A 25,357-nucleotide genomic window follows, 5' to 3' on the forward strand; every position below is an offset into this window, starting at 1 on the left:
GGTCTAGTCCTCGTCCAGCGCCGCGGACAGCCGGACCCGCCGCTTCGGCGCTTCCTCCGCCGGCACGGTGCCAACGATACCGGCGGTGTCATCGGCGACCTCGAAGACAATCAGTGGGTCGCCCACGTTGATCGTCCCGCCGGGCTCGCCGTAGACCCGCAGGACCCTGCCGGCCTGCGGCGAGGGCAGTTCCAGCGAGGATTTGGCGGTCTCCACCTCGACCATCGGTTGGTTGCGCTCGACCTGGTCGCCCTCGGCGACCAGCCATTCCAGGATCGTCGCCTCGATGAGGCCTTCGCCAAGGTCCGGAAGCGGGACGGACAGTTCAGCCACGGCGGTACTCCAATACGCGCTGGATTCCATACAGGATGCGGTCGATGTTCGGGATGTATTCGTCTTCGAGGTCGCCGGAGGGGTATGGGACGTCGAAGCCGGTGACACGCTCCACCGGAGCGCGCAGGGTGCCGAAGCAGCGTTCGGTGGCCAGCGCGGCCACCTCCGCGCCCAGGCCGGAGGTCAGCGGCCCTTCATGGACGACGACGGCGCGGCGCGTCTTCGTGACGGAGGCCGCCAGACCGTCGGCGTCGATCGGCTTGAGCCAGCGCAGGTCCAGCACTTCGGCCTGGATGCCGTCCTCGGCGGCCAGTTCCGCCACCTGCAGGCAGCGGGCGACCATGGCGCCCCAGGCCACCAGGGTCACGTGCTTGCCGGGGCGGACGACGACGGAACCGGACAGGCCGCCGTCGTTCTCCAGGTCCACCTCTTCGCGGTGCCAGTAGCGGGACTTCGGTTCCATAAAGACCACCGGGTCCGGCATCGCCACCGCGAGCCTGAGCAGGTGATAGGCCTGGTGTGGGTTCGACGGCGAGACGACCTTCAGCCCCGGAACGTGGGCAAAGAGCGCCTCGAGGCTTTCGCCGTGGTGTTCGGGCGCGCGGATTCCGCCGAAGCTCGGCACCCGCAGGGTCACCGGCATGGGCAGGCTGCCGCGGCTGCGGTAGTTCATCCGGGCGAGCTGCGTGACAATCTGGTTGACCGCCGGGTAGGCGAAGCCGTCGAACTGGACCTCCGGGATGGGATGCCAGCCGGCCATGGCCAGCCCTACAGACATGCCGAGGATGCCGGATTCGGCCAGCGGGGTGTCGAAGACCCGCTCCGCGCCGAATCTGGCCTGCAGCCCATCGGTGATCCGGAAGACGCCGCCGAGCCGGCCGACGTCCTCGCCGAACACCAGCGCGCGGCCGTCCCGCTCCAGGACGTCGCCCAGGGCGCGGTTGAGTGCCTGCTGCATGGACAGGGACATCAGTCCGGATTCGGTGGCTGAGGGAACGCCGGTGGTTGAGGGAGCGAGGGACGAGCGAGTCGAAGCCCCTGCTGCGGCGGTTGTCTCAGACATGCTCGGACTCCTCTCGCCAGCGGCGCGCCTGCGCCTGCAGGGCAGGTGTCGGTTCCTGGAAAACGAAGTCGAACATTTCACGGCCGGGGCGGCTGCCCAAGGCTGCCAGGCCCTGCCGCACGACCTCTGCTTCCTGCCGGGCCAGGGCGTCGGCTTCGGCGAAGAAGTCCTCGCCGGCCACCCCGGTCTGTGCCAGATGGCGGCGGAACCGTGCGACGGGATCCTCCCCGGCATCCCGCCGTTCCTCCTCCAGGGTGCGGTAGCGCCCCGGGTCGTCGCTGGTGGAGTGCGGTCCGCGCCGGTAGGTCATGGCTTCGACGATCACAGGTCCGTCCCCGGAGCGGGCGTGGGCCGCGGCGCGGGAAGTGGCCTCCAGCACGGCGAGCACGTCGTTGCCGTCGACGCGGAAGGCCGGCATACCGTAGCCGGCAGCGCGTGCGGCGACTGAACCGCCGGCCACCTGCCGTTCGGTGGGCACGGAGATGGCCCAGCCGTTGTTCTGGATGAAGAAGACCACCGGGGCCTTCATCACGGCGGCAAAGTTCATCGCCTCGTGCGCGTCTCCCTGCGAGCTGGCACCGTCGCCGAAGTACGTCAGGGCCACGCCGGAGGCGCGGTCCAGCTTCTGCCCGAGGGCCCAGCCGACGGCGTGCAGGATCGATCCGCCGACCACCGCCTGGATCGGTGCCAGTCGGGTTTCGGCAGGGTTGTACAGGCCGCCGTGCCAGATCGCCTTGTGCGTGGACATGTACTCGACCATGTCCACGCCCACGGTGCGGGCGACGCCCATTTCGCGGTAGGTGGGGAAGATGAAGTCCTGGTCCAGGTCCATGGCGCAGCCGCTGCCGACCTGGGCGGCCTCCTGCCCGTGCATCGGGGCATAGCCGGGGATCAGTCCCTGCCGCTGCCAGACGACAGCGGCGGTGTCCAAAACCCGGACGGCGGACAGCAGCCGGTACAGCTCCCTGAGCCGCGCGCCGTCAGGCCGGGCGGCCGGGTACAGCACGGGGGCGGTGCCGAGGTGTTCCAGTGGAGAACCCATGGATGCTCCGTTCATCGGGGCGGATCAAGGCGTAGTGAAAAGGAACTTAGCCGGGTCCGAATGACTGTGCAATAGTGGCAATCATTCCATGGCAAAATGTGCAGATATACGGAAATTAGAGCGATGCTCCTGCACATATTGCCATCCGAATGGAATGCAAGGCTGTAAATCTGCAAACAGCGGCGGCATCCGGAACCGGCGCGCCGCCGGCGGGTGCCGCCGTCGTTCCTTTCAGCCGCAGTTCCGCTCAGCGGCTTAGCGCGAAATCGCGTGCACCACCTCTCCGATCTGGGCCTCCTGGCAGTGCCGGGCGAGGTCGCCCTGGCTCAGCATGCCAACCAGATTGTGGCTCTCATCGATCACCGGAAGCCGGCGGATCTGATGCCGCTCCATCAGCTCCATGGCATGTTCAATGCTCTCGTCCGCACCGATGGTGACGGGCTTGCCCTCGGCCAGATCCCCGGCCTTGGTGCTGCGCGGATCGCCGCCCATCGCCAGGCACTTAATGACGATATCGCGGTCCGTGATCATGCCGTGAAGGCGCTGGTCCTCGCCGCAGATCGGCAGCGAACCGACGTCCAGTTCCCGCATCTTCCGGGCGGCCTGTTCAAGGGATTCATTCTCACCGATGCATTCGCAGCCGGTGTGCATGAACTCGCGTGCGACGCTCATTTGGTTCCTCCTTCATCGACGGTTGCCGACGCGGAGCCATCGGCTCTGTGCCGACACTTCCACGGTATTCCCGCCCGAATACCGTGTCTACGGGCAAAATCTGCCCGCCTCCGCGTCATTACTTGAAGGTTTTCCCAACCAGAAGCGGCGACGCTGGCATAGGCCGCAGCCTGACCAAAGGCTCTCGCTATCCGCTCTACCGAACCTGATCGAGGACCAGACCGAGGAAACAAGGAAAAGAGGATTCCGTGGACACGTCTATCCGCAGCCAAATCAACCAGATCGCCCTGACAATCGTCCGGGTCGTTGCCGGCTTCATTTTCGCAGTGCATGGCTGGCAAAAAATCAATGACTTCACCGTGGCGGGAACCGCGGCGAATTTCGAGCAGATGGGGGTTCCGCTGCCCCAGCTCATGGGCCCCTTTATCTCCTACCTGGAGTTCATCGGAGGCATACTCCTGATCCTGGGCCTGGTGACCCGCCTGGCGGCAATCCTGCTGGTGGGCGACATGATGGGCGCCTTCTTCATCGTCCATCTGCCGGCCGGCTTCTTCGTTGCGGAGGGCGGGTACGAACTGGTCCTGATCCTGGGCACCGTGGCGCTCGCGCTGGCGCTGGTGGGACCGGGCAGGTACTCCGTTGACCGCTACGTCTTCGGACGCCGGGAATCCAAGGTGGCGGTCCTCGCCTGACCACTGCTTCAACTGCATGGAGGCCGACGGCGGCACTCACCGAAGTGTCGCCGTCGGCTTGTGCAGGCTGGTACGGAAGTGCCCTATGAGGCATATGATCATTTCGTGATGCCCGGTGTCGACGGGCCTTAGCTGGGGGATGAATCCATGGGTGGGACACCGTTTGGCTGGACAGGGCTTGGATCGCGGAGGATCTTGCTTTCTTTCAGGCGAGCCCGCACTGTCCTTGGTCTATGCGCCGTGTTCTGGCTCTGGCTGCTGGTTGGCGGGCCTGGATGGCTCCCCGGTGTCTACGAGTCCTTGATGCCCACGATGATGGCCTTGTATGCCGTCAGCGTCCTGCTCCCCGCCTCGATGCTCGCCGGTGCGGTCGCCGGCGCCCTGATCCGCCGGTACGTCGTGCTGCAGGGATCCTCCGCTGCCCAGGAAAGCATTTCCGAAGCACGAGGCCCGGCCAGCATTTCGGGCCGTCCAGTCCTGACCGTTATCCAGGGCTGGCAGGCGCCGGTGAACCGGCTGGCGCAGAGCCGCTGGGCGCAGGCAGGACTGGAGCAGGCGCGCGCACTGCAGAGTAAATGGATCCAGCCGTGGACCGGGGGCAGGAATGGGTGCGGAAGGGGCGAGCAGCAGCGCGCCGGCTAAGTTCCCTCCGTCTCGGGGACGTGCTGGACGAAGCGCCGGTAGCCGAGGAACAGCACCACCGCCAGGCCGATGGCGACGGTGATGAACGTCGTCGTCGCATCGCCTGAGACCAGGCCCCGCCCCACGGCATAGAGCAGGGTGAAAAGACCGCCCAGCATGATGCCGTTGGGGATGACCTTGTTTTTCTTTTCCAGCAGCAGGCTCAGGCCCAGCATCGTCACGGCGAGGACCGTCGAAACGATGGAAACGTTCCGGTTGTAGGATTCCAGCTCATCCTGGAAGGCGCGCTGCTCCTGCTCATACTCGCGCTGCTGCTGGACCTGTTCAGGGGACGGATCGCCGGCCTGCGGGGTGGACAGTTCGATCGGGAACTCCGGCATTTCCGGCGGCGGGTAGAAGGTGCGGATCCCCAAGCCGGCAAAGAGCGCCAGCATGACACCCAGGAAGAACGCGTAGACGATCCTGAGCACTTTGTCATCCATGGACAAATTTTAGTCGCGGGTGGACATAATGGCCCCATGAGCATCATCAAAATCAACGCCATCACTGTGCCCGCCGACAGCGGAGACGAGCTTGCGCACCGGTTCGCCGCCCGTGCCGGCGCCGTCGACAACCAGGACGGCTTCGAAGGCTTCGAACTGCTGCAGCCCACCGATGACCGCACCACCTGGCTGGTCATCACCCGCTGGCGGGACGAGGAATCCTTCAAGGCCTGGGTCTCCTCCAAGTCCTTCTCCCAGGGGCACCAGTCCGAAGCAGCCAGCGGCGAGCAGAAGAAGCCCGTGGGCATGAGCTCCGAGCTATGGAGCTACAAGGTTGCCGGCGGCAGCAAGGGCAAGCAGGCCTGAAACGGCAACCGGCGGCGGCCGGAAGACCGGCCGCCGCCAGCACTGCTTCCTAGGTACGGCCCTGCCGGTCAGGTGAAGTTGCCGCCGCGGAACGAACTGCCGGCCGTGCGGAAACCGGACGGTTCAACGGATGATCCTGTGCCCGGCGTGCCGTAGCTCCGTCGTCCGGAGCGCCGTCCTGCGTGCCGCGGCGCTTTGCCTCGCACGGGTCCGCACCGGCGGTGCCGGCGCCGGGCTCTCGGCGGCGTTGGCCGCCAAGGCGCCCACCCCCACTCCGCCTGATGCCACGGCTGCGGCCAGCGCGAGCCCCGCCATGCGGCGCTTCCCGGCCCTGCCGGCGTCGGCTTGCTCTGTCGTCATGGTCTTCCCTTCCTTTGTGTTCCTGCCTGCCAGGAGGCAGGCAATGCCATGCTCCGGCGCGAGGCTATGACTGGGCTGTGCCTGTTCTGGCGTTCGTGATCGACTCGGTCAGCGATGTCCGCGTGGCCGCGCCGGGCCACCGGTGGACGCTGGAGCTGCCGGATGACCCGGTGGAGGTCCGCGGCGATGCCGGGCAGCTGCGTCAGGTGCTGATCAACATGCTGTCCAATGCACATAAACACACCGACGCCGGCACCGCCGTGGCCACGTCTCTCACCGCGTTGCCGGACGGCGGGGCCCAGATCCGGGTGGTGGACAACGGCCCGGGGAATCCGCCGGAGTTCCTCGAGCGGATCTTCTCCCGCTTTGCCCAGGCCGATGCCGCACGTTCAGCCGCCGGGTCCAGCGGACTGGGACTGGCCATCGCCGAGGCGATCGTGAACAATCATGGCGGCAGCATCGGCGTCGCACGTGAACCGGGACGGATCGAATTCACGGTCCTCCTTCCGGCCGGAGCGGGCGTCCCCACCGACGGGAGGGATCCTTCATGAGCACACCCATTCCGCATGACCGTCCGGCCGCTTTGGCGCTGTGGCAGGAGTACCTGGTCGCGTTCCCGGACCGCACTTTTCCCGGCGAGCAGCCGGTGATCGACCATTTCGGGGATTCACCGGAGCTGGCCGACGAGCTGCTCGAGTTGGTCCTCGACGGGACCAAGCGGGCCACGGCCACGCTGCTGGTGGACCTGCTGGCCGACGGCGAACCCCTGCCCAGCATCGGCGGGCACTGGATCGCCTGCGACGGCAGGGGCCAGCCGCGGGCCGTGCTGCGGACCACGGAACTGCGGATCGGCCGGGCGGACAGCGTGGACGAAGACTTTGTGCGCGACGAGGGCGAATTCGACCGCACCCGTGAGGGATGGCTGCAGGGCCACCGCCGGTACTGGAAACGTGAACAGGCGGACCGCGGCAGCGAATGGAACGAAGAGCTCGAGGTCGTCTTCGAACGTTTCGAGGTGGTCTGGCAAATTTAGGCAACTCCCAGCGAGTGTTCAGGAAACACCATGGAACCTGAAAGTTCCCCTCGCTACGATGGTGCTCCATTGCAGACGTGGCATAGCGGGGGGAGGGAACGGAAAGGACATGGACGCAGGACCGTCGCGCCCGCTGGTCATTGCGCTGATCGGCATCGACGGGGCCGGAAAAACGACGGCGGCCCGGCACTTGGTGGAGCAGCTCGCCCTGCGCGGCCGTCCGGCACGCCTGCTGCGCAACCCGGGTGGCCGGAAGAACCTCGACAAACTGGCCGCCCGCTTCCGATCATCCGCCGAGCGGCTCCTGGGGAGCCGCATGCTGGGGCGGCTTGAAACCCTGATCCGGGTGCTGGCCCTGCTGCGTCTTTTCCTGCCCGTGGAGCCCGGCGCCGTCACTGTGCTGGACCGCCACCTGTACTGCCAGCTGGCGCTGCTGAGAATGCGCGGGTGCCGGCCGGGCTGGCTGCTCCGCTGGGCCCTGCGGCACCTGCCCCGGCCCGACGACGTCGTCTATTTTGCGCTGCCGCCGGAGCGTGCGTGGGAACGGATTAACCGCCGCGGCGAAGACCGCGAAACCCTGGAGTATCTGGCGGCCTTCGACAAGGCCTACCGGTCCCTTGAGGACTTTCCGTCCTTCCACCTGGTCGACGCCGGCACCTCCCTTGACGAGATCCAGCGGCAGCTGGACCGGATCATCGCCGCGGCAGCCGGCGCGGAGTACGGATCCGCCGTCCTGCCGGCCCGGGAATAGACTGCAGGAGTCCCTACCTGGGAGGAGATTCCTGATTGAACGTCCCAAAGCTGAAGGTAGCCATTCTCGACGGCAGTTACTTCACGCCCTCCAAGACAACGGTCTTGCTGGAGTCCGTGGCCAGGGAGCTGGGCCGGCACCGGGAGGCCGAGATCAGGGAAATCAGCGTTGGCGAACTGGGCCCGGGCTTCACCTCCGCGCTGTCGCGCGACGAGTTGGCCGCCGACGTCCTGGCCGAACTGGAGGCCTTTGAGCAGGCGGACCTGGTGATCGCGGGCAGTCCCGTGTACAAGGGGTCCTACACCGGGCTGTTCAAGCACTTCATGGACTTTGTGGATCCGGGAGCGCTGGTGAACAAGCCGGTGCTGCTGGTGGCCAATGGCGGCAGCGACCGGCACCTGCTGATGATCGACCACGAATTGCGGCCGCTGTTCGGCTTCTTCCAGGCGTTCATTGGACCGGCTGCGGTCTATGCCAGCTATGACGATTTCGACGGGCTGGTGATCGTCAACCGGCGCCTGAATTCCCGCGTCAGCACAGCGGTGCGTGGTCTGCTGCCGGCGCTGCCGCAGTGACCGTTTGGACCCTCCCGCCGCGGGAGGGTCCATAGTGGCAACCATGGATGCGGCGAGAATCGGAGTCTTTGCCCAACTGACCGGGCTGAGCATTAAGGCATTGCGTTGGTATGACGAGCAGGGGGTGCTGAAACCGGATTACGTTGATCCACGTACGCGGTACCGGGCCTACAGCGTAGGGCAGCTCGATGAGGCACTGACGATCAAAGCGCTCCGCGATGCCGGTGTTCCGCTTGCCTCCGTGGTCACTGTCCTGGCCGGCGAAAGCGATGCGGCGGAAGTGCTGGCAGGCCACCGGGAAGCGGTGGAGGAGGAGCGGAGCGTACAGGATGCCGCCTTCGCCGCAGCCGCGCGGTTCCTCACGGAAAAGGACGGTGACTTCGGCCTGCGTGTTGAGCTTGCGGACGCCGTCCCATACCTGTCCCTGACGGCAGCAACCATCGCGCCCGCCGATGCGCAAGGCGGCGGGCAGGCCGAAGACGCCGTGGCCCAGGCGCTGGAACGTGCCTACGGCGCTTTGCAGCGGGCCGGCGTGGAGCCGGCAGGGACGTGGTGGCTGTGCTTTGCGGAATCCTCCGCAGCCGGTTCCGTGGACGTCAACGTCTATTGGCCGCTCGAACGGCAGTGTCCTGCCGCCGTCGAGGTCCTGGGCGCGGGGGCGTCGACTGGAACCTGGCCGGGCGGGCGGGAAGTCGTCGTCGAACGCGCCGTCGGCACGGACGAGGCTGCCACCAGCTATAATCCCGGTTTGCTCGCCATGATCCATGTCGCCCGCAGCCGGGGGGGGGGGGGGGGAACCTGCCATCGACTCGGTGCGGCAGTTCAGCCCGTGGCCGGCGGCTGATGGCGGGATGGCTGTGCGGCTGAGTGCTTCGCTCGGAGGGCAGCGTGGTTGATTCTGCGGCACTGTCCGCCTCAGGGCCTGTACCGGACCTGGCTTCGTACCATTACTGCGTCTTCGTCCGGGACCGGCCGCTGTCCGGCATTCAACGTGCGACGGCGGCGCTGCGCACCGTGGCCAGCGAGGAACCCTAGGACCTGCGGCCGATCCCCCGGCTCTTAAAGAGAGCGACACCGGCGGGGTGTAGGGAGCAGTTGGGGGAAGCTGCTCGACCCGCCGGTGTCTTCATCACTCGCACCTTATGAGGTATTTAGAACATTAGGACCAGGAAATGAAAGAACCCGGCGTGCAGCCTGTTAATAGGCTGGGAACGGGGCGAATTCAGTCCCGGATGATTGGCACCTTCGTTCCTGTAGGGGCGGGCTGTTCGGGCACCGGGATGCGGACCTCCAGTACCCCGTCCTTGTATTTCGCGCTCACGTCCTCCTGCCTGCAGCCGGCAGGCAGCGAAATGTTGCGGACGAAAGTTCCGTAGCGGAACTCGGACCGGTATCCCGTCTTGTCCTTGTGCTCGGTCTTTTCCTGGCGCTCGGCCCGGATGTGGAGGACGCCGTCGGTCACGGAAACATCCACGTCCTCATCCGGATCGACCCCGGGCAGCTCGGCCCGCACCACCATCGTGTCGCCGTCCCGGAATTCTTCCACCCGGAGGGAGGATGCGTCCCAATCACCTTCGAAGAAACGGCGGAAGGGCTCCGGAAATTCGAAGCGGTCCCGCCGCGCGATTCCAACCATGATTGCATCTCCTGTCAATCTGACGATCACCAGATTACTCCGGTACGGGGGCGCCGGAGCCTGCGTACCCGGCCGCCTATCGGAAGGAACGAAGGCTCTCGCCCGATATCGCTGCGGCCCTCGAAAACAAGCGACGGCGGCACTAATGTGCCGCCGTCGGTGGTCTTGCTATGGGTGGAGCTTAGAGAAGCGTTGTCTGGCCGTAGGCCTCGAATATGGCCGCGCCGCCAAGGCGCTCATACATGGCCAGGACCCCGCCGGCCAAGGCCAAGGAAGCAGCCAGCCAGATGCCGGAAGCAATGGAGATGAACTTCGCGTCCTCACGCGTCAGCACGGCCCCGGACTCGACTGCGACGGAAGCACCGGCAGATGAAATGACGTTGGAGGCCCTGTCCGCCGTGCCGTCGTCGAGGTAGGCGACCATGGTGTTGTTGCGCCGGTCGAAGGCCATTCGGCAGATGCTGTTACCGTGGCGGGCCAGCAGAATGTCTTCCCCAATATGCAGCCGCCGACGTTGCAGTATCACCTATACCTCCGAAGTCCATTGCATGAATGCGAGGCGTCCCGCAGATACCGGGCGCTACTAAAATGTTATCCCGCAAATGTGGCGACCCACGCCGATTATCGAGTAAGATCCGCCACCACAGGATGTGATGCCCTTCATGGCGGCCGAAATCTGCTCCGAAGGTCGCCGGCCGCAGCAACCCAACGGCGGACCCACCCTGGCTGCTGACACGCAGGACTCCTTTCGGTACGTTGGAGCGCAGACCGTCCTTTGCCGCGGCTTCCGTTTTCAACGACTGGAGGATTCCGATGTCCCTGAAGCAGCCCCTGCCGACGAAGCAGACAAGCAAGACCGCGAAGATCCTGTATCGGCCGATTGGCCTGGTGTCCGGCATTGTCGGGGGCCTTGTGGCTGCCCAGGTCTTCAAGCAGATCTGGAAGCGGGTTTCGCCCGGCCATCAGGCCGGTGCCCCAAAGGCGCTGGATGCCGGCTATTCCTGGAAGGAAATGCTGGCAGCCGCATTTATCCAGGGTGCGATCTACGCGGTGGTCAAGGCCCTCATTGACCGCGGCGGCGCACGCGCCTTCGAGAGCCTGACCGGGCAGTGGCCCGGAAAGCTGCCGGAGATCGAGTAGGTGCCCAAAATCCGGAACGGACTCTCAATCGCAGCAGCAGTTACCCTGACATAATGAACGAATCCTTGCCCGATGCCGTGAATGCAGAGGCCTTCGAAGCCGCCGTCGAAGCCGCGCGGAAGAGCCTGGCGGAAGGCGGCATCCCCATCGGGGCCGCCCTGGAGCGCGGCGGGCGAATCATCGCCACCGGGCACAATGAGCGCGTACAGAACGGCGACCCGATAGCGCACGGGGAAATGGCCTGCCTGCGGGCGGCCGGGCGGCAGGCGACCTACCGCGACACCACCCTCTACACCACGTTGGCCCCGTGCGCGATGTGCACCGGAACCATCATCCAGTTCAAGATTCCGCGCGTGGTGGTCGGTGAGGCGCGGACCTTCGCTGGTGAATTCGAGTTGCTGCGTTCCCGGGGCGTGGATGTGGTGGTGCTGGACGACGCGCGCTGTGCCGGGATGATGGAGCGGTTCCAGCAGGAGAACCCCCGGCTGTGGGCTGAAGACATTGCCGAGGAGGACTAGCATCCAAGGCCCTCCCACCACTCGTTGCGCTCGCAGCGGGTCCCTGGGGCGATAGGCTTGGAGCCATGGCTGAAGATCCTGATCCGCAGACTGCCGTACCCGAAGCCCGCCTCGTGGCAACCGTGACCGGAAACGTCCAGGGCGTTGGCTTCCGCTACTGGGTCCGCGCGGAGGCCGAGGAGCTGGGACTGAACGGCGTGGCCACGAACCAGCTGGATGGCTCCGTGGAGGTGGTCGCCGAAGGCACCCGGGAGGCCGCCGAGAAGCTGCTGCGGGCGCTGAAATCAGGCAGGACGCCGGGCCGGGTCGACGAAGTCGACGCAGATTTCGCCGATGCCACCGGCGACTATATCCGCTTCCACGTGCGCTGACGCTTCCGGGGGCGCTGAGCAGGCGGGCCACCGGGCTGTGGAGGGCAATTGTGTCGCGGCCTAATGTAACAAAATGATAACTTGTTCAGACTGCTGATTTCCGGTGTTCCCGGACCCTGCCGGATCGTTGCCAGTTAGCGGCTGGATCGGGGTTGCCCCCGCACCTCTGGAAGCCCGTCATGAGCGCGATCCGGGCCCTTTTTGCCCCTTCCCCGGTTGCATCTGAATCTGAGCTCGTTAAGTTGGAATGGATGCTTGAACAACTGGTAAAAACCCCGATAAGTCAGCAGCTCGAACTCACACTCCGTACGCCGGCGCTTGAAGATGGACAGTCCATGTGGCGCATGGCCAGGGACTCCAAAGTCCTGGACCTGAACTCCTCCTACTCTTACATCCTGTGGTGCCGGGACTTCGCCGAAACGTCGATCATGGCCGACGTCGATGGTCGTCCCGCGGGCTTCATCACCGGCTACCTGCGGCCCGATGAACCAGGAACCCTGATGATCTGGCAGGTGGCAGTCGATGAGGCCTACCGCGGCCAGCGGATCGCCGGCACCATGCTCGACGCGCTGGCCTCCCGCACCGGGGCCAGGCGGGTGGAAACCACCATCACCGATGACAATGAAGCCTCCATGCGTCTCTTCCACGGCTTCGCGGCTCGCCGGAACGCCGGACTGGAACGTTCGCCGCTGATCCTGGACACCATGTTCCCGGACGGCCACGACACCGAATTCCTGTTCCGCATCGGCCCGCTGGGCTGATTTCTCCGGCATTATTTTGCCGGCTTCGCCGCCGGCAGCACGCACGATTCCCCCATTCCGTGGCTACCCGTGTCTCCGGCAATCGGCCGGAAGGCGCCGGGCGGCTCCAACCGAAGGAAATCTTTCCCGTGACAGACATTTTTGAAACCCTGGAATCCGAAGTCCGCAGCTACTGCCGCAGCTGGCCCGCCGTCTTCGAACGGGCACAGGGCAGCACCATGTACAGCGAGGACGGCCAGGAGTACCTGGACTTCTTTGCCGGCGCCGGTGCCCTTAATTACGGGCACAACAATGCCGCCCTGCTGGAGCCGCTGCTGGACTACCTGCGCAGCGGCGCCCTGGTGCACAGCCTGGATATGAAGACCCCGGCCAAGCGCCGTTTCCTGGAAACCTTCCAGGACGTGATCCTTAAGCCGCGCAACCTGGACTACAAGGTCATGTTCCCCGGCCCCACCGGCACCAACACCGTTGAGGCCGCGCTGAAGCTGGCCCGCAAGGTCACCGGCCGGCAGCACATCCTCAGCTTCACCAACGCCTTCCACGGCATGACGCTGGGCTCGCTGTCCGTCACCGGCAACTCCATGAAGCGCAAGGGCGCCGGCATCCCGCTGACCAACAGCTCCAAGATCCCCTACGACGACTACTTCGACGGCGAAACGGCGGACTTCCTCTGGCTGGAGCGCGTCCTCGAGGACAGCGGTTCCGGCGTCGACAAGCCCGCCGGCATCATCGTGGAATCCGTCCAGGGCGAGGGCGGCCTGAACGCCGCCCGTGCCAGCTGGCTGCGCGGCCTGCAGGACCTGTGCCGGAAGCATGACATCCTGCTGATCCTCGACGACGTCCAGGCCGGTTGCGGCCGGACCGGCACGTTCTTCAGCTTCGAGGAAGCCGGCATCACCCCGGACATCGTGTGCCTCTCCAAGTCGATCTCCGGCTTCGGCCTGCCGATGGCGCTGACCCTGTTCCGCCCCGAGCTGGACGTCTGGGGACCGGGGGAACATAACGGTACCTTCCGCGGCCACAACCCGGCCTTCGTCACCGCCACCGCCGCACTGGAAACCTTCTGGCGCGACGGCGGCTTCGAGGACCAGATTGCCGCACGCAGCAAGGAGCTGCATGAGGGCCTGGCGAAGATCGCCGCCCTCACACCCGGCGCCTGCGTGCGCGGCCGCGGCCTGCTGGCCGGCGTCTACTTCGAGGACCAGAGCGCGGCCGGCAAGATCGCCGCCGAGGCCTTCGGGCGCGGCTTGCTGGTCGAGACCTCCGGCCCGGAGAGCGAAGTGGTCAAGGTGATGCCCGCCCTGACGATCAGCGCCGAGGACCTGGCCCGCGGTTTGGACATCCTGCTCGACGCCGCCCGCACCGTGGTCGGCGAACGCGAGCTGGCCGGCGCCCTCTGACCAGCAGAAAATCCGACTTCCCAATCCAGCCAAGGAGCAGAGAATGTACGTTGTAAACCTGAACGACCTTAACGACACCGAGCGTGACATCAAGTCCGAGACCTGGCGCAGCCGCCGCATGGTGCTGGCCCGTGAAGGTGTCGGTTTTTCCCTCCACGACACGGTGATCTACGCCGGAACCACCTCCACCTTCCACTACGCCAACCACATTGAGGCCGTGTACTGCGTGCAGGGCGAGGGCACACTCACCAACGAGGTCACCGGCGAGGTGCACGACCTGCGCGACGGCACCATGTACCTGTTGGACGGCAATGAGAAGCACACCGTACGCGCAAAGACCGAGCTTCGCATGGCCTGCGTCTTCAACCCGCCGGTCACTGGCCGCGAGGTCCACGACGAGAACGGCGTCTACCCGCTGGTCACCGAGGACACCCAGCCGGTCCGTTAAGGCTCCCGCCGACACCGCTGACTCAGCAGCTCGCGCCCCTTTGAACGCTCAAAGGGGCGCGAGCTGCTGAGTGAACGGGGTGAGTCAGGCGTTGCCCTGAAAAGCTACTTGGCCAGGCCGTTCGGCGTCTGCGCGATGGTCAGGTCCGCGAGGATCGGCAGGTGGTCCGAGGACGTGGTGTGAAGAACCTCGGCGTATGTGGGCTCGATGTCGCCCTGGGTCAGGACATAGTCAATGCGGCGGGTCGGGTTCTCCACTGGGATGGTGTAGTCCGCGTCCTGGCCCAGCACGGCGAAGGTGTCGGTGAACTGCGTCAGGAGGTCCTGCATCTCCGGGGACGTCGGGACGGCGTTCAGGTCGCCGACCAGGACCGACGGGCGGTTGGACTCCTCCGTGATCGCCAGGATCTCCTTGACCTGGGACTGGCGCTGTTCGCTGCGCTGGTGGTCTAGGTGCGTGTTGTAGAAGCTGATGTGGTTGCCTTCCACATTGATGACCGCCTCCAGCAGGCCGCGCTGCTCCGTGGGGCGCTCAGCGTACTCGATGTTAGTCAGCAGATGGTTTTCGGACTCCAGGATCGGGTATTCGCTCAGGATCGCGGTGCCGTATTGGCGGCGCTCGGTCTGGCCTTCCGCCGGATCGCGGTCCAGGTTCGCCGCGTAGGTGTAGTGCATGTCCAGGCGGTCGGCCAGCCAGGCGGCCTGGTCCACGAAGTCGCTGCGGGAGGACCAGTGGTTGTCCACTTCCTGCAGGCCGATGATCTCGGAGCCGGTGGCCTCGATGTCACGGGCGATGCGCTCCAGGTCCAGGTGGTCGTCGCCGTCAGCACCGTGGTGGATGTTGAAGGACATGACGCGGACGTCATCCTCGCCCGTGGTCTCCACGGCGGGGGCTGCCGTTGCTGTGGCGGACACGGCCAGCGCGGCGGTGGCGGCGAGGGTGGCAGCGGAGCAGGCGGTTAGGAGTTTCTTAAACACGAGTGATCCCTATGGAGTTGGCTGTTGGGGGCGGGATCAGTAGAGCAGGCCCTGATGAATCGTTCCACAACGTCAGGTGAACGGGACAACGACGGCGGCACTTTGGTTCCGTTTCCAAGAGGGAACCTTAAGTGCCGCCGTCCTGGTGTATTCAGTTCCGGCGGGCCTGCCAAATGGAGAACTCCTCTTCGTGAATGATCTTGCGGGTTCCAACACCGTTCTCCCTGATCCACACGACGCCCAGACCGGGAGCGGTGTCTTCCACCCGGCCTCGGTGGCGCACCATATTCAGGTCGCGGGCTTCGATCTCGTCGCCCCGGCGCAGGGCGGCAAGGTCGCGGATGCGGATGGGTTGCAGTGTCATGTCAATCTCCGGGACGAGGACGGAAGTCGGCAGCTGCCGGAAGGACTCTTCCATCGTCCCGGGCGGATGTTGCGGCCGCGTTTCGGCAAGGTAATTTCCGTGTTCCCGGGCGCCGGAGAAGTGAGCCGCCGTTACTGCTGGGCGCTGTTGCTGACAGTCCTGATCCAGGTTGACACGAACGACGGCGGCACAAAAGCTGCACAAAATTTGGGGGAGTGGCGCACCTGCGGTTTCGTGTGGGACCGGTCAGCGGGGCCCTTCGGCGCCCGCTGACCGGCTGGAGCTAATGATCGTAAATACCGCGTCCGGTCTTTGAGCCGAGGTGTCCGGCGTCTACGAGCCGGCGCAGATTGTTCGGCACCACGAGCGCCGGATCAGGCGATTCCGCGTACATTGCGTCCGCAGCGGAACAGATGACGTCGAGGCCGATGAAATCCGCGAGCTTCAACGGGCCCATCGGATGTCCGCAGCCCAGGGTCATGCCGGCGTCGATTGTTTCCGCCGAAGCATAGCCGCTGTCCAGCATGCGAGCTGCTGCCAGCAGGAACGGAATCAGCAGGGCATTTACTACGAATCCGGGACGGTCCTCGATAGCGACGGGCGTCTTGCCCAGTCCGGTCTCCACGAAGTGCTTGGCCGCCGCAATGGTGCCATCGTTGCTGGCCGGGGTCCGGATGACCTCGACCAGAGGCATGCGCGGCACGGGGTTGAAGAAGTGCAGCCCAAGGAAGCGGCCTCGGTGCTGCAGCGCCTGGGCGAGCTTCGTGACCGGAATTGAGGAGGTGTTGCTGGCGATGATTGTAGTATCGGCGACGTTCTCCTCCAACGTTGCCAGGACGGAGAGCTTGATCTCCAAGACCTCCGGCACCGCTTCGATCACGAGTTGGCAGCTGGAGAGCGCGTCCAACTCCGCGGCCGGGGCCAGCGCACCGAGGTAATCCGAAGCCTCCTGGGCTGAGAGTTGGTCCTTGTCGACGGATCGCTGGAGGTTCGCTTCGATCTGCTTGCGCGCTGCACTCAGCGCGTCCTGGGATGTGTCGTGGAGGATCACCCGCAGCCCGGCGCGCAGGGCGCTTTCAGCGATGCCGCGTCCCATGGCCCCTGAACCGACGACGCCTACCGTGGTAATGGTCATGATACTCATCAAGACTCCCACCTCTTGAACAGCGCGGCGATGGCTTGCCCGCCGCCAATGCACAGCGTGGCGATGCCGAACTCCAGCTCACGGCGCTGGAGATCCAGAGCCACGCGCAACGCCAGAATGGCGCCCGTGGCGCCCACCGGGTGGCCCAGCGCGATCGCTCCGCCGTATGGATTGGTTGCGGCCGGGTCCAGCCCGGCATCCCGGATGACTGCGACGGCCTGGGCGGCAAAAGCCTCGTTCAGTTCGATGATGCCAATGTCCTTGGGCTGCAGGCCGGTTTCGGCGAAGAGTTTCTGCAGAGCCAAGGTGGGTGCGTAGCCCATCAGGGCCGGGTCGATACCGGCAACCGTGACGTGCTCGAGGGTTGCGAGCGCACTCAGGCCGTGTTCGCGCAGGGTACCCTCCCGCATCAGGACCATCGCGGCGGCGCCGTCGTTGATACCCGAGGCATTCCCCGCGGTCACGGATCCGCCCTGCCGGAACGCCGGACGCAGGCCGCTTAGGCTCTCAAGGGTGGTATCCGGACGCGGATGCTCGTCAGTGGTAACCGTTACAGGGTTCCGGCCCGGGACCTTCACCGACGTGATCTCCTCCGCGAAGACCTGCAATGCCGCTGCCGTGGATGCCCGCCGCTGGCTTTCCAAGGCGAATTCATCCTGCTCCGCCCTGCTGATCTTGTACTTGTCCGCAACGTTCTCGGCGGTGACGCCCATGTGTTCGTTGCTGAATGGATCAGTGAGCATGGCCAAGGTTCCATCGACCATGGTGCGGTTGCCCAGCCGCGGATTGGAACGTGACTCGAAATCGAGGAAGGGCATCCGGGACATCGACTCGTCGCCTCCGGCAAGGACAACCTGGGTGGAACCCCAGCGCAGCTGCTGGGCGGCAGACCAGACGGCCTGCAGGCCGCTGCCGCACAGCCTGTTGACCGTCAGAGCCGATGCCGAGGGCAGTACGCCGGCAGACAATGCGACCCGGCGGGCATTATAGGCGTCCGGCCCCGTTTGGCCGACGCAGCCCATGATGACCTCGTCAACGTCCTCAGAGTAGACGCCGCTGCGTTCCAGGGCGGCGGTGGCGGCGATGGCACCGAGTTCATGGGCTGGCAGGCTCATCAGGGAACCTCCGTACCTGCCAACCGGGGTCCTGGCGCCGCCGGCAATGACTATTTTTTCCTGTGGCATGGTTGCTCGATTCTCTGCGGTCCGCCGCAGCGGCGGAGATGGATGGTTGTGCCGGTAAGTTGACGCTTAGCCTGCGATGTCGCGGCCGAGCAGCTGGCGGGCGATGATCCATTTCTGAATCTCGTTGGCCCCTTCATAAATCTCGGTGACCTTGCTGTCCCGGTAGACGGCTTCGACCGGTCCGCGTGTGCCGTCCGCTCCGAGTTCCTGCGTGAACCCGAGTCCGCCGAAAAGCTGGACTGCGTCGCGGGCGATGTCAGCAGCCAGGGAGGTGCCGGCAAGTTTGGCCATTGCCGCTTCAGGCTCCGGGAAGGGGTTTCCGTCGTCCAATCTGAGCGCCGCCTTGATGTACAGCGAGCGAGCGGACTCGAGGGCCAGCGCCCGATCCGCCATCAGGAACTGCCAGTGCTGCATTCCTCCGAGCTTCTGTCCGAATGCCTCCCTGGTCACCAGTCGGTCAGTCATATGGTCGAATGCTGCCTGTGCCATCCCCACTCCGGCGGCAGCAATGGCGATGCGACCGTAGGTCAGCATGGACAGGGCGATCTTCAGGCCACCGCCCTCGTGCCCCAACAGGGCACTTTCCGGCAATTCGACGCCGTCGAGCACCACATCCGCGGTGAGCTGGCCCTTGTTCCCGAGCTTGCGGTCTGCCCGCCCGATGGTGACGCCGGCGGCACTGGCGGGGACTATGAACATGGAAAGCCGCTCGCCTGTGCGGGCCAGGACGAGGATGACGTCCGCTACCGGCGCATTCGTTATCCATCGCTTGCGTCCGTCCAGCCGCCAGCCCGTGGCAGTCCTGATCCCGCTGGTCTGCACGGACTGTGGGCTCAGATCGCTTGACGAACCAGTCTCGCTCGTGGCGAAGGCCCCGATCATGTCTCCACGGATCAGGGGCACGAGCCATTGCTGGCGCTGCTGGGCTGAACCTTGGTTGAGTGCGGTCCCGGCAAGGACGCAGTGCACATCGAATATTGCCGCCACCGAATTGGAATGGTAGGCGAGTTCCTCCATTGCAGCGGCCGTTGCGGAGGCCGGACGCATCAGTCCAAGTCCGCCGACATCCGCGGGGAACGTTATCTGGAAGAGGTTTTCCCGCGCCATCGCCTCGAAGACGTCGGTTGGGAACCCGTCTTCGACCTCGTCACCGGTGGCAATCCTACCGGCAGCCGCTGCGACGACATCGTCCGCAAAGCGGCGGACACGTTCACGGATTCCGAGCGTCTCCGGGCTGGAGAGCATGTCGTGGTATAAGCGCTCTGCCTGCCGGACAGGCGCGGTGGTGGCGGCCAGTGGTTTGGTTGCGGGGACGCCGGGGGCGGGGGACATGGAATCTCCAAGGTTCGTGTTGACGATCAGAATGTTTGGGTCGCAGGGTGTCTTTCAGCTGCTCGTATAGCCGGCATCCACGTGGATTGTGCTGCCGGTGACATAGGACGACAGATCCGAGGCCAGCCAAAGCGCCGCCTGCGCTACCTCATCGGCCTGGCCGAACCGGTTCAGCAGGCTCAGCTGCGGGGCAAAGTCCGCTTCTGCCTGGCCCCTTCGTGCAAGCGACGCCTGCAGCATTGGCGTGTCGATCGCTCCCGGAGCTACGGCGTTGACGCGGATGTTTCTGGATCCGTTTTCCATTGCTGCGACCTTGGTCAGGCCGACAACGCCATGCTTGGCCGCGACATAGGCCGCCGCATTGGACCGGGGCCGGAAACCCCGGACGGAGGAGACATTGATGATGGATCCGCCGTGGTCCTGTTGGATAAGCTGCTGCAGCTCGTATTTCAACGAGAGCGCCACACCCTTGAGGTTGACGGACATCAGCCTGTCCCAGTAGTCCTCGTCGAACTCGTGAAGCGGGTTGACGTCCGGCGTAATGGCAGCATTGTTCACCGCGACGTCCAGCCGGCCGTAGGTGGCGGCGACGGCGTCCACCATCGCTTCAACCTGGTCCGACCTGGACACGTCAACTTGGATGTAAAAGGCGGTGCCGCCGTCGGCCTCGATTTCGGCGACGGTTTTCGCTCCGGCTTCTTCATCTAGATCGGCCACTGCGACCTGCGCGCCGGCTGCGGCGAAGAGCTTGGCGGTGGCCGCGCCCAATCCCGATCCGGCGCCGGTAATCAGTGCGACCTTCTTTTGTAGGACGGGGTATGTCATGTGGGTCTCGTTCCTGGCGTGGAAAAGCGACGTTCAGCGGAAAGACGGAAGTACTTCGTTCTTGAACAGTTCCAGCGTGCGCAACACTTGCTCCTGCTCCAGTGCGTACCACTGCATGCGCAGGACGATGTAGGTCAGGCCCTGATCCTCCAGAGCCTTCAGTGCGACGACGGCGGAGGCCGGGTCAGTGAACAGATACGATGCGTCGGCGGTCTCCGTCGCTGCCTGCTCCGTGGCCAGATGGGCGTAATTGCCCGTCTGGTCCGGCGCATTGTACTTGGCGTATTCACGAGTGAGCGAGTTGCGTGCATTGAGGCCGATGGACCGAGCACGCTCGGCGTCCGGGTCCAGGACCAGCTCACGGCGGACCACGAACTCCGAGGCCGCGCCCAAAGCCAGGCGCTCACGTTCGGCGCGATAGTGCCCAAGCACAATTTCGAGCTTCTCCGGGGAGGTATGCGGCGGAACAATCCAGGCGTCCCCCAGACGAGCGGCCCGCTCGGCGCCTTTGCGATGGGCACCTGCGCCGATCCAGATGGGCGGCCCGCCGTGCTGCACGGGTACAAGGCTGATCCGCTCATCCTCGATCTGGAAGTGATTACCCTGGAAGGAAATGCGTTCCCCGCTCCAGAGCCGGCGTACTAGCTGCACGCTTTCTTCGAATCGTCCTACGCGTTCCTCCATCGGTACTCCGAAGGATTTGAACTCGTTCTCGCGGTAGCCCATGCCAAAGCCGGCGATCGCGTTGCCGCCCGAAAGATGGTCGAGGGTGGAAAACTCCTCTGCGGCGCCCACAGGGTGGCGCAGCGGCAGGATGTACATGTTGGTTCCCAGCTTCATGTCTCCGGCATCCTGGGAGAGCGCGGAGAGCAGATGCACCGGCTGCAGCGTCGGCATGCCGCCCAGATAATGCTGAAGGACCCACAACGAATCTATCCCGGCCCCGCGTGCTGCGCGCACCTGCTCTCGCAGCATGGAGATGCGGTTCGCCGGTACGACGTCCTGCGGGAAATCGTTCATCAGGGCCAGCCCGAACTTCAGTGCCATCTGCTAACTCCTTAATTGATGGGGGGTGAGTACGAGGGCGGCGTCTACGATGACGGCTCCGCCCTCCTGTTTGTCGGAAACAATGACAGGATTCAGGTCGGCTTGCAGTAGCCAATCGGATGCGGCAAACAGCTCGGAGAACCGCACGACCATGTCGATCAGCGACGGCAGATCATATTCAGTACCTCGGTAGCCTCTCAGGAGGCGCCCGACGGCGAGTTCGTCAAGCGCCTTCCCGGCTTCCTGGTGATTGATAGGGCATTGGCGGAACACGACGTCGTTCGTCAGCTCGGCCAGGACTCCTCCTGCTCCGATCATCACCAAGGGTCCGAACTGCGGGTCCCGGACTCCGCCGATGATGACCTCGGCACCCTTGCGGAGTTCAGCCAGCAACAATCCCTCGGAGTCCAGACCATGTCCGCGCACGACGGTGCCGAACTCCTCCACCGCCCTAGCCAGTTCGGCTTCGTCACGCACGCTCACCCGGACCAGCCCGAGATCTGATTTATGCACCACATTGGCGCAGAGCTGTTTGGCCACCAGCGGCCAGCCCACCTCGGCCGCAGCCTTTGCCGTGGCTACCGGGTCCGCCGCCGAGTCCGGCAGCAGGACTTCACGCGAGGTGTTCAGCCCCTGCATCGCCAGGAAGGCCTTGGCCTGGTGCTCGCTTGGCAGGTCGGCCAGCTCAGCCGGACGCGGAACCGGCACGGCCCTGCTCCGGGCACCGCCGTCCCCGGCACTGGGACGCATGGCGGTCCACCGGGCCAGGTGCGACAGCGCAGTCAGGGCCGCGTCAACCGAACCGAAGTGGGCGGCGTTGCTGGCTGCGAGAAGCCCTTCTCCCCGCTCGGTGAGATTGGCCGCGGTCCAGGCGGATATGACCGTCGGCTTAGTGCTGGACTCTGCTGCCGTAACGAAACCTGTCAGCAGCCGTTCGGCGTCGTGCGGACCCCATGTCGGGATCGCGTAGAGCACCATGTCGAATTCGGGTGCGCGTTCGAGCTCATGCAGGACATCGAGGAGAAACTGGGAATTCCCGATGATCTGGCCGGTCAGGTCGAATGGATTGCTTGGCGTGCCGAACCGCATGGTCTGCGATAGTGCCTCGACCGTTTTGTCCGAGAGCGCGAGGACGTCCAGCCCGAGCTCGGTCGCCCGGTCGGCGGCGTAGCTGCATTCGCCGCCCGAGGGAGAAACGATCAGTACCCGATTCGATGCCGGCAACGCCGCCCGCGTCATCAGGTCGGCAGTGTCGAGCAGGGCATCGACTGTATCGGTCTCAAGGACGCCGAGCTGCTCCATGACGTCACGGAAGACGGCGTGCGAGCCGGCCAGGGCACCGGTGTGGGAGAGCGAGCTGCGCTGTCCGGCATCGGAACGCCCCACCTTCAGGGCCAAGACCGGCTTGCCAGCGCGGTGCGCCTTGGCCACCGCGGTCCTGAACGCTGGCGCATCCCGCAGTTCTTCGACAAAAAGCGCGATCACCTTGGTTTGCGGGTCGTCGGCAAAGGCACCGACCAGATCCGCAATGTCAATGTCACTCTCGTTGCCCACGCTGACGAATCCGCGGATCCCGACGCCGCGACCCTGCGCCCGGTTGAAGAGGTTCACGGCCATGCCGCCGCTTTGGCTGATGATGCTGATGTTTCCGGGTGTATAGGTGTCAGTGATATTCAGCGTTGGACACGGGATAACATTCTCCGTCACGCTTACGGCACCGATGCAGTTCGGTCCCAGGATCCTGCTGCCCCGCGTGCGGGCGAGGTCGACGAGCTCCTGTTGGCGTAATCTTCCGGCCTCTCCATCTTCGGCGAAGCCGGCGGAACAGATGGTGATGACCTTGACCCCCGCGTCAGCGCACTCACGCACGGCCCCGGGGACCAGATCGGCGCGGACCAGCAGAATAGCGGCGTCGATGGGCTCGCCGATATCACTCACACTGGCGTAGCAACGGTAGCCCTCAAGTTCGTCGTAGCGCGGGTTGACAGGAAAGATCTTGCCCGAGTAACCCGTCCTCAGCAGATTGGCGAGGCTGCGTGAAGAGTAGCCGGATTCGTTGCCGGAGGCGCCGATAATCGCGATGGAGCGGGGTGCAAGGAGTGCCGCAAGATCCAGCGGCTGGCGGTCACGGGCCTCTGGAACACCGGGGCCCACCAAGGTTTCTTCACTCAACTCGGGTCCAATCAGTTACGGGATGTGTTGTTGGGGACGTACTCAAAGCATTTTGGCCAGTGCATATGCCTGTCTTGTGGCGAAGACCAACCGGCGGGGCGCGTAGGCATCACCAAGCAGATGGACGTCTTCACGTCGTTCGCGGAGCGTTTCGAAGAGAGCGCTCTCCGAAACGCCGCCGCACGCGAGTACCACCGAATCAAAATCACCCAGGTCCTCCTCGATGCCGGAGTACACGTTGCGGGTCGTCACTGTGTCGGCGGTGATGGACGTGACTTCCTCCATGAACCGGAACTGGACCTTCCGGGCACTGAGCCGGCCGAGGATGCCTCCGACGATGTAGCGGCCCAGCAACTGTGCCGGCCCGTTCGTTGCATAAACCAGGCGCACCCGATGGCCGCGCGAGCTTAGGTGGTCGGCCAGCGCCAGCGGCGGCATGTGGTCGTCCTGGGCCACGATGATCACACGTTCACCAGGCGTGGCCTTGCCGGTGAGGACGTCGCGGATTTCCAGCACAGACTCATCCTGGGCGCCCTCGATCGGGGGACGCCGTGCCGAAGCGCCGGTGGCGACGGCCACAATGTCGGTCTCCTCGGCCAGGACGTCCTCGGTCGTAGCCGCGTGGTTCAGACGGATCTTGACACCAAGGTTCTCAAGGCGTTTCTGCTGCCAGCCAAGGTACTCTCCAAAGCGTTCGTGCTTCGGGGCGGCGACGGCGATGCGCAGTTGGCCGCCCAGCTGTTCGTCCGCCTCCCACAGGTCGACGCTGTGCCCGCTCTCCGCCGCCAGCCCGGCCAGCTCCAGTCCGGCAGGTCCACCGCCAATGACCAGCAGGCGCTTGGGATTGGGCGAGCGGAACCAGGGGCCCTCGACTTCCTTGGCTGCATGGGGGTTGACTGCGCAACCGAAGGGCAACCCGTCCACATAGCGCCGATTAATGCATTCGTTGCCCCCCACGCAGGGGCGGATCTCTTCGGTCCGCCCTTCGGCCGCTTTGACGAGGATCTCGGCGTCGGCGATGTGCGCCCGGGCCATGCCTACGACGTCGGCATGGCCGGATGCGAGGATGCTTTCCGCGATCTCCGGGGTGTTGATCAGCCCTGTGTGCACCACCGGCAGGGAGACTGCTCGCCTGAGGCCCCCGGCGAGATCCGACCACTGACCGGCGTCGAAGAAGTGCGGCTGGATATAGCTTGGGTTGCCCCACGGAGTGCCGACGACGGCGTGGATGAAGTCGATAAGACCGGTGGATTCGAGGTACTGGGCAATCTCGATGCCGCCTTCGGCGTCATACCCACCGGGAACCTCTTCCTTGAGGTTCAGCCTCACGCCAACCGCCATGGAGCTGCCGACGACGTCCCGGACGGCAGCGAGGACCTCCGTGACGAATCGTGCGCGGTTTTCCAGCGAGCCGCCATAGGCGTCCTGGCGGTTGTTCGTCAGCGGGGAAAGGAACCATTCCAGGAGGTCGTCATGGTTGACGTGGAGTTCAATGCCGTCCAGCCCCGCTCGCTGCGCCTGCCCGGCGGAGTACGCATATTCCTGTACGAACCACCCGATCTCCCTGGTGGTGAGCACATGTGGCAGGGCGTTGCTTACCGGTGAGCTCAGACGAGCCGAGGGGGCATGCGGGAAACCGCCGATCATGGTCATTTGGCAGGTGACCACGGCCCCGGCGGCGTGCAGGGTGTCGGTGACGCGCTGCACGCGGTCAACGAAATAGGGGAGCCTGAAATAGCCCTTGGTCTCGGCGCTGATACCAGACGGTTCAAAGCCTGGAATGAACTGGTTCTGGATCCTGCCGGTGACTCCGCCAATCCAAGCCACGCCTGCCTTGGCGCGGGCCTCCAAGTACGCGATGGTCCGCTGTGCCTCGTCCTCATCCGTGCCCCAAAGGTTGCCGATGGCGGAATTATGTGGGGGCATCATGACGCGATTGCGCAGCTTCATCGGACCCAGCTGGATAGCCGAGAACAAGTGGGGAAAGCCCACCTTGCCCAATCTGTAGTCATGATTCATATAATTAA

32 protein-coding genes are annotated in these 25,357 nt (G+C 64.9%); 15 read left to right on the forward strand and 17 right to left on the reverse strand.

The genetic code is table 11. From position 1 onward, the window contains the following. Positions 1-3: 3 nt before the first annotated feature. The 4 genes from AC5RWU_RS09280 to AC5RWU_RS09295 all read right to left on the reverse strand — a co-directional run bounded on the left by AC5RWU_RS09280 (position 4) and on the right by AC5RWU_RS09295 (position 3,110). Positions 4-333 carry a biotin/lipoyl-containing protein gene (locus tag AC5RWU_RS09280; RefSeq protein WP_494029702.1) on the reverse strand — a complete coding sequence of 110 codons (330 nt, stop codon included), beginning with the start codon at positions 331-333 and terminating at the stop codon, positions 4-6. Next, the gene (locus tag AC5RWU_RS09285) at positions 326-1,396 is read right to left on the reverse strand and encodes an alpha-ketoacid dehydrogenase subunit beta (RefSeq protein ID WP_494029701.1); all 1,071 of its coding nucleotides are present in this window, start codon (positions 1,394-1,396) and stop codon (positions 326-328) included. Before AC5RWU_RS09285 ends, AC5RWU_RS09280 begins: the two co-directional genes overlap by 8 nt. Next, positions 1,389-2,438 carry a thiamine pyrophosphate-dependent enzyme gene (locus AC5RWU_RS09290; RefSeq protein WP_494029700.1) on the reverse strand — a complete coding sequence of 350 codons (1,050 nt, stop codon included), beginning with the start codon at positions 2,436-2,438 and terminating at the stop codon, positions 1,389-1,391. Before AC5RWU_RS09290 ends, AC5RWU_RS09285 begins: the two co-directional genes overlap by 8 nt. Before the next feature lie 255 nt (positions 2,439-2,693). Further along, a complete protein-coding gene (locus tag AC5RWU_RS09295; protein WP_494029699.1) occupies positions 2,694-3,110 on the reverse strand; it encodes a CBS domain-containing protein in 417 nt (138 codons plus the stop codon). A 248-nt stretch (positions 3,111-3,358) separates the two neighbouring features. Here AC5RWU_RS09295 and AC5RWU_RS09300 point away from each other — a divergent pair, with 248 nt between their 5' ends. Together AC5RWU_RS09300 and AC5RWU_RS09305 are read left to right on the forward strand one after the other, a co-directional pair. Beyond that, complete coding sequence (locus tag AC5RWU_RS09300) at positions 3,359-3,802, forward strand: DoxX family protein (RefSeq protein WP_494029698.1); 444 nt, start codon at positions 3,359-3,361, stop codon at positions 3,800-3,802. 195 nt (positions 3,803-3,997) lie between these two features. Then, positions 3,998-4,444: a hypothetical protein gene (locus AC5RWU_RS09305; protein ID WP_494036962.1), complete on the forward strand. Its 447-nt coding sequence runs from the start codon at positions 3,998-4,000 to the stop codon at positions 4,442-4,444. Here the strand turns inward: AC5RWU_RS09305 and AC5RWU_RS09310 are convergent. Further along, the gene (locus tag AC5RWU_RS09310) at positions 4,441-4,926 is read right to left on the reverse strand and encodes a hypothetical protein (protein ID WP_494029696.1); all 486 of its coding nucleotides are present in this window, start codon (positions 4,924-4,926) and stop codon (positions 4,441-4,443) included. The two genes, AC5RWU_RS09305 and AC5RWU_RS09310, sit on opposite strands and share 4 nt — an antisense overlap. 36 nt (positions 4,927-4,962) lie before the next feature. Between AC5RWU_RS09310 and AC5RWU_RS09315 the strand changes: the two genes are divergently transcribed. Continuing rightward, positions 4,963-5,292 (forward strand): antibiotic biosynthesis monooxygenase family protein, encoded by a 330-nt coding sequence (locus tag AC5RWU_RS09315; RefSeq protein WP_494029695.1) that lies wholly within the window; start codon positions 4,963-4,965, stop codon positions 5,290-5,292. A gap of 123 nt (positions 5,293-5,415) precedes the next feature. Here AC5RWU_RS09315 and AC5RWU_RS09320 read toward each other — a convergent pair whose 3' ends face one another. Then, entirely contained in the window at positions 5,416-5,652 is a 237-nt protein-coding gene (locus AC5RWU_RS09320) for a hypothetical protein (protein ID WP_494029694.1), read from the reverse strand. A gap of 77 nt (positions 5,653-5,729) precedes the next feature. On the opposite strand from AC5RWU_RS09320, the gene AC5RWU_RS09325 reads away from it, so the two are divergent. The 6 genes from AC5RWU_RS09325 (at position 5,730) to AC5RWU_RS09350 (ending at position 9,046) form a co-directional block, all read left to right on the forward strand. Further along, positions 5,730-6,203 carry a sensor histidine kinase gene (locus AC5RWU_RS09325; protein WP_494029693.1) on the forward strand — a complete coding sequence of 158 codons (474 nt, stop codon included), beginning with the start codon at positions 5,730-5,732 and terminating at the stop codon, positions 6,201-6,203. After that, positions 6,200-6,685: an ASCH domain-containing protein gene (locus AC5RWU_RS09330; protein WP_494029692.1), complete on the forward strand. Its 486-nt coding sequence runs from the start codon at positions 6,200-6,202 to the stop codon at positions 6,683-6,685. The genes AC5RWU_RS09325 and AC5RWU_RS09330 overlap by 4 nt, the downstream gene beginning before the upstream one ends. A 109-nt stretch (positions 6,686-6,794) precedes the next feature. Beyond that, a complete protein-coding gene (locus AC5RWU_RS09335; protein WP_494029691.1) occupies positions 6,795-7,436 on the forward strand; it encodes a dTMP kinase in 642 nt (213 codons plus the stop codon). A 35-nt stretch (positions 7,437-7,471) separates the two neighbouring features. Next, positions 7,472-8,011 carry an NAD(P)H-dependent oxidoreductase gene (locus tag AC5RWU_RS09340; protein ID WP_494029690.1) on the forward strand — a complete coding sequence of 180 codons (540 nt, stop codon included), beginning with the start codon at positions 7,472-7,474 and terminating at the stop codon, positions 8,009-8,011. 43 nt (positions 8,012-8,054) lie between these two features. Beyond that, complete coding sequence (locus tag AC5RWU_RS09345; RefSeq protein WP_494036967.1) at positions 8,055-8,855, forward strand: MerR family transcriptional regulator; 801 nt, start codon at positions 8,055-8,057, stop codon at positions 8,853-8,855. Between the two features lie 44 nt (positions 8,856-8,899). Then, positions 8,900-9,046, forward strand: a complete 147-nt coding sequence (locus AC5RWU_RS09350; RefSeq protein ID WP_494029688.1) for a hypothetical protein — start codon at positions 8,900-8,902, stop codon at positions 9,044-9,046. A gap of 187 nt (positions 9,047-9,233) precedes the next feature. Here the strand turns inward: AC5RWU_RS09350 and AC5RWU_RS09355 are convergent, their stop codons facing one another. Together AC5RWU_RS09355 and AC5RWU_RS09360 are read right to left on the reverse strand one after the other, a co-directional pair. Further along, positions 9,234-9,647: an Hsp20/alpha crystallin family protein gene (locus AC5RWU_RS09355; RefSeq protein ID WP_494029687.1), complete on the reverse strand. Its 414-nt coding sequence runs from the start codon at positions 9,645-9,647 to the stop codon at positions 9,234-9,236. A 181-nt stretch (positions 9,648-9,828) separates the two neighbouring features. After that, on the reverse strand, positions 9,829-10,173 hold the full coding sequence (locus AC5RWU_RS09360) for a hypothetical protein (protein ID WP_494036963.1): 345 nt from the start codon (positions 10,171-10,173) through the stop codon (positions 9,829-9,831). A 287-nt stretch (positions 10,174-10,460) separates the two neighbouring features. Here AC5RWU_RS09360 and AC5RWU_RS09365 point away from each other — a divergent pair, with 287 nt between their 5' ends. The 6 genes from AC5RWU_RS09365 to AC5RWU_RS09390 all read left to right on the forward strand — a co-directional run bounded on the left by AC5RWU_RS09365 (position 10,461) and on the right by AC5RWU_RS09390 (position 14,285). Continuing rightward, a complete protein-coding gene (locus tag AC5RWU_RS09365; RefSeq protein ID WP_494029685.1) occupies positions 10,461-10,787 on the forward strand; it encodes a DUF4235 domain-containing protein in 327 nt (108 codons plus the stop codon). A gap of 53 nt (positions 10,788-10,840) precedes the next feature. Next, entirely contained in the window at positions 10,841-11,305 is a 465-nt protein-coding gene (locus tag AC5RWU_RS09370) for a nucleoside deaminase (protein WP_494029684.1), read from the forward strand. 65 nt (positions 11,306-11,370) lie between these two features. Further along, positions 11,371-11,676: an acylphosphatase gene (locus tag AC5RWU_RS09375; protein ID WP_494029683.1), complete on the forward strand. Its 306-nt coding sequence runs from the start codon at positions 11,371-11,373 to the stop codon at positions 11,674-11,676. A 251-nt stretch (positions 11,677-11,927) separates the two neighbouring features. Beyond that, positions 11,928-12,437: a diaminobutyrate acetyltransferase gene (gene ectA / locus AC5RWU_RS09380; RefSeq protein ID WP_494029682.1), complete on the forward strand. Its 510-nt coding sequence runs from the start codon at positions 11,928-11,930 to the stop codon at positions 12,435-12,437. Between the two features lie 128 nt (positions 12,438-12,565). Continuing rightward, positions 12,566-13,837, forward strand: coding sequence for a diaminobutyrate--2-oxoglutarate transaminase (gene ectB, locus AC5RWU_RS09385; protein ID WP_494029681.1), 1,272 nt, complete (start codon positions 12,566-12,568; stop codon positions 13,835-13,837). 43 nt (positions 13,838-13,880) lie between these two features. After that, on the forward strand, positions 13,881-14,285 hold the full coding sequence (locus AC5RWU_RS09390; protein WP_494029680.1) for an ectoine synthase: 405 nt from the start codon (positions 13,881-13,883) through the stop codon (positions 14,283-14,285). Between the two features lie 104 nt (positions 14,286-14,389). On the opposite strand, the gene AC5RWU_RS09395 is transcribed toward AC5RWU_RS09390, so the two are convergent. From AC5RWU_RS09395 to AC5RWU_RS09435, 9 genes are all read right to left on the reverse strand, one after another. Further along, positions 14,390-15,262 carry an endonuclease/exonuclease/phosphatase family protein gene (locus AC5RWU_RS09395; RefSeq protein WP_494029679.1) on the reverse strand — a complete coding sequence of 291 codons (873 nt, stop codon included), beginning with the start codon at positions 15,260-15,262 and terminating at the stop codon, positions 14,390-14,392. A gap of 151 nt (positions 15,263-15,413) precedes the next feature. Then, positions 15,414-15,626, reverse strand: a complete 213-nt coding sequence (locus tag AC5RWU_RS09400; protein WP_494029678.1) for a hypothetical protein — start codon at positions 15,624-15,626, stop codon at positions 15,414-15,416. Positions 15,627-15,909: 283 nt separating this feature from the next. Then, on the reverse strand, positions 15,910-16,770 hold the full coding sequence (locus AC5RWU_RS09405) for a 3-hydroxyacyl-CoA dehydrogenase family protein (protein ID WP_494029677.1): 861 nt from the start codon (positions 16,768-16,770) through the stop codon (positions 15,910-15,912). Then, the gene (locus AC5RWU_RS09410; RefSeq protein WP_494029676.1) at positions 16,770-17,954 is read right to left on the reverse strand and encodes a thiolase family protein; all 1,185 of its coding nucleotides are present in this window, start codon (positions 17,952-17,954) and stop codon (positions 16,770-16,772) included. The genes AC5RWU_RS09405 and AC5RWU_RS09410 overlap by 1 nt, the downstream gene beginning before the upstream one ends. Positions 17,955-18,020: 66 nt before the next feature. Next, positions 18,021-19,286: an acyl-CoA dehydrogenase family protein gene (locus AC5RWU_RS09415; protein ID WP_494029675.1), complete on the reverse strand. Its 1,266-nt coding sequence runs from the start codon at positions 19,284-19,286 to the stop codon at positions 18,021-18,023. 54 nt (positions 19,287-19,340) lie between these two features. After that, complete coding sequence (locus AC5RWU_RS09420) at positions 19,341-20,111, reverse strand: SDR family NAD(P)-dependent oxidoreductase (protein WP_494029674.1); 771 nt, start codon at positions 20,109-20,111, stop codon at positions 19,341-19,343. Positions 20,112-20,144: 33 nt separating this feature from the next. Beyond that, positions 20,145-21,158, reverse strand: coding sequence for an LLM class flavin-dependent oxidoreductase (locus tag AC5RWU_RS09425; protein ID WP_494029673.1), 1,014 nt, complete (start codon positions 21,156-21,158; stop codon positions 20,145-20,147). A gap of 3 nt (positions 21,159-21,161) precedes the next feature. Then, positions 21,162-23,330, reverse strand: coding sequence for an acetate--CoA ligase family protein (locus AC5RWU_RS09430; protein ID WP_494029672.1), 2,169 nt, complete (start codon positions 23,328-23,330; stop codon positions 21,162-21,164). 42 nt (positions 23,331-23,372) lie between these two features. Beyond that, positions 23,373-25,349 (reverse strand): oxidoreductase, encoded by a 1,977-nt coding sequence (locus AC5RWU_RS09435; protein WP_494029671.1) that lies wholly within the window; start codon positions 25,347-25,349, stop codon positions 23,373-23,375. Between the last annotated feature and the right edge of the window lie 8 nt (positions 25,350-25,357).

The organism is Arthrobacter sp. B0427-1-12 (assembly GCF_059092905.1).

Bases quoted from the DNA above. Each gene is read 5' to 3' on its own strand.
- AC5RWU_RS09285 (WP_494029701.1), bottom strand. From the start codon at position 1,396: ATGTCTGAGACAACCGCCGCAGCAGGGGCTTCGACTCGCTCGTCCCTC.
- AC5RWU_RS09290 (WP_494029700.1), bottom strand. From the start codon at position 2,438: ATGGGTTCTCCACTGGAACACCTCGGCACCGCCCCCGTGCTGTACCCG.
- AC5RWU_RS09295 (WP_494029699.1), bottom strand. From the start codon at position 3,110: ATGAGCGTCGCACGCGAGTTCATGCACACCGGCTGCGAATGCATCGGT.
- AC5RWU_RS09310 (WP_494029696.1), bottom strand. From the start codon at position 4,926: ATGGATGACAAAGTGCTCAGGATCGTCTACGCGTTCTTCCTGGGTGTC.
- AC5RWU_RS09315 (WP_494029695.1), top strand. From the start codon at position 4,963: ATGAGCATCATCAAAATCAACGCCATCACTGTGCCCGCCGACAGCGGA.
- AC5RWU_RS09320 (WP_494029694.1), bottom strand. From the start codon at position 5,652: ATGACGACAGAGCAAGCCGACGCCGGCAGGGCCGGGAAGCGCCGCATG.
- AC5RWU_RS09330 (WP_494029692.1), top strand. From the start codon at position 6,200: ATGAGCACACCCATTCCGCATGACCGTCCGGCCGCTTTGGCGCTGTGG.
- AC5RWU_RS09335 (WP_494029691.1), top strand. From the start codon at position 6,795: ATGGACGCAGGACCGTCGCGCCCGCTGGTCATTGCGCTGATCGGCATC.
- AC5RWU_RS09345 (WP_494036967.1), top strand. From the start codon at position 8,055: ATGGATGCGGCGAGAATCGGAGTCTTTGCCCAACTGACCGGGCTGAGC.
- AC5RWU_RS09355 (WP_494029687.1), bottom strand. From the start codon at position 9,647: ATGGTTGGAATCGCGCGGCGGGACCGCTTCGAATTTCCGGAGCCCTTC.
- AC5RWU_RS09365 (WP_494029685.1), top strand. From the start codon at position 10,461: ATGTCCCTGAAGCAGCCCCTGCCGACGAAGCAGACAAGCAAGACCGCG.
- AC5RWU_RS09370 (WP_494029684.1), top strand. From the start codon at position 10,841: ATGAACGAATCCTTGCCCGATGCCGTGAATGCAGAGGCCTTCGAAGCC.
- AC5RWU_RS09375 (WP_494029683.1), top strand. From the start codon at position 11,371: ATGGCTGAAGATCCTGATCCGCAGACTGCCGTACCCGAAGCCCGCCTC.
- ectA (WP_494029682.1), top strand. From the start codon at position 11,928: ATGCTTGAACAACTGGTAAAAACCCCGATAAGTCAGCAGCTCGAACTC.
- AC5RWU_RS09390 (WP_494029680.1), top strand. From the start codon at position 13,881: ATGTACGTTGTAAACCTGAACGACCTTAACGACACCGAGCGTGACATC.
- AC5RWU_RS09400 (WP_494029678.1), bottom strand. From the start codon at position 15,626: ATGACACTGCAACCCATCCGCATCCGCGACCTTGCCGCCCTGCGCCGG.
- AC5RWU_RS09405 (WP_494029677.1), bottom strand. From the start codon at position 16,770: ATGAGTATCATGACCATTACCACGGTAGGCGTCGTCGGTTCAGGGGCC.
- AC5RWU_RS09410 (WP_494029676.1), bottom strand. From the start codon at position 17,954: ATGCCACAGGAAAAAATAGTCATTGCCGGCGGCGCCAGGACCCCGGTT.
- AC5RWU_RS09415 (WP_494029675.1), bottom strand. From the start codon at position 19,286: ATGTCCCCCGCCCCCGGCGTCCCCGCAACCAAACCACTGGCCGCCACC.
- AC5RWU_RS09420 (WP_494029674.1), bottom strand. From the start codon at position 20,111: ATGACATACCCCGTCCTACAAAAGAAGGTCGCACTGATTACCGGCGCC.
- AC5RWU_RS09425 (WP_494029673.1), bottom strand. From the start codon at position 21,158: ATGGCACTGAAGTTCGGGCTGGCCCTGATGAACGATTTCCCGCAGGAC.
- AC5RWU_RS09435 (WP_494029671.1), bottom strand. From the start codon at position 25,349: ATGAATCATGACTACAGATTGGGCAAGGTGGGCTTTCCCCACTTGTTC.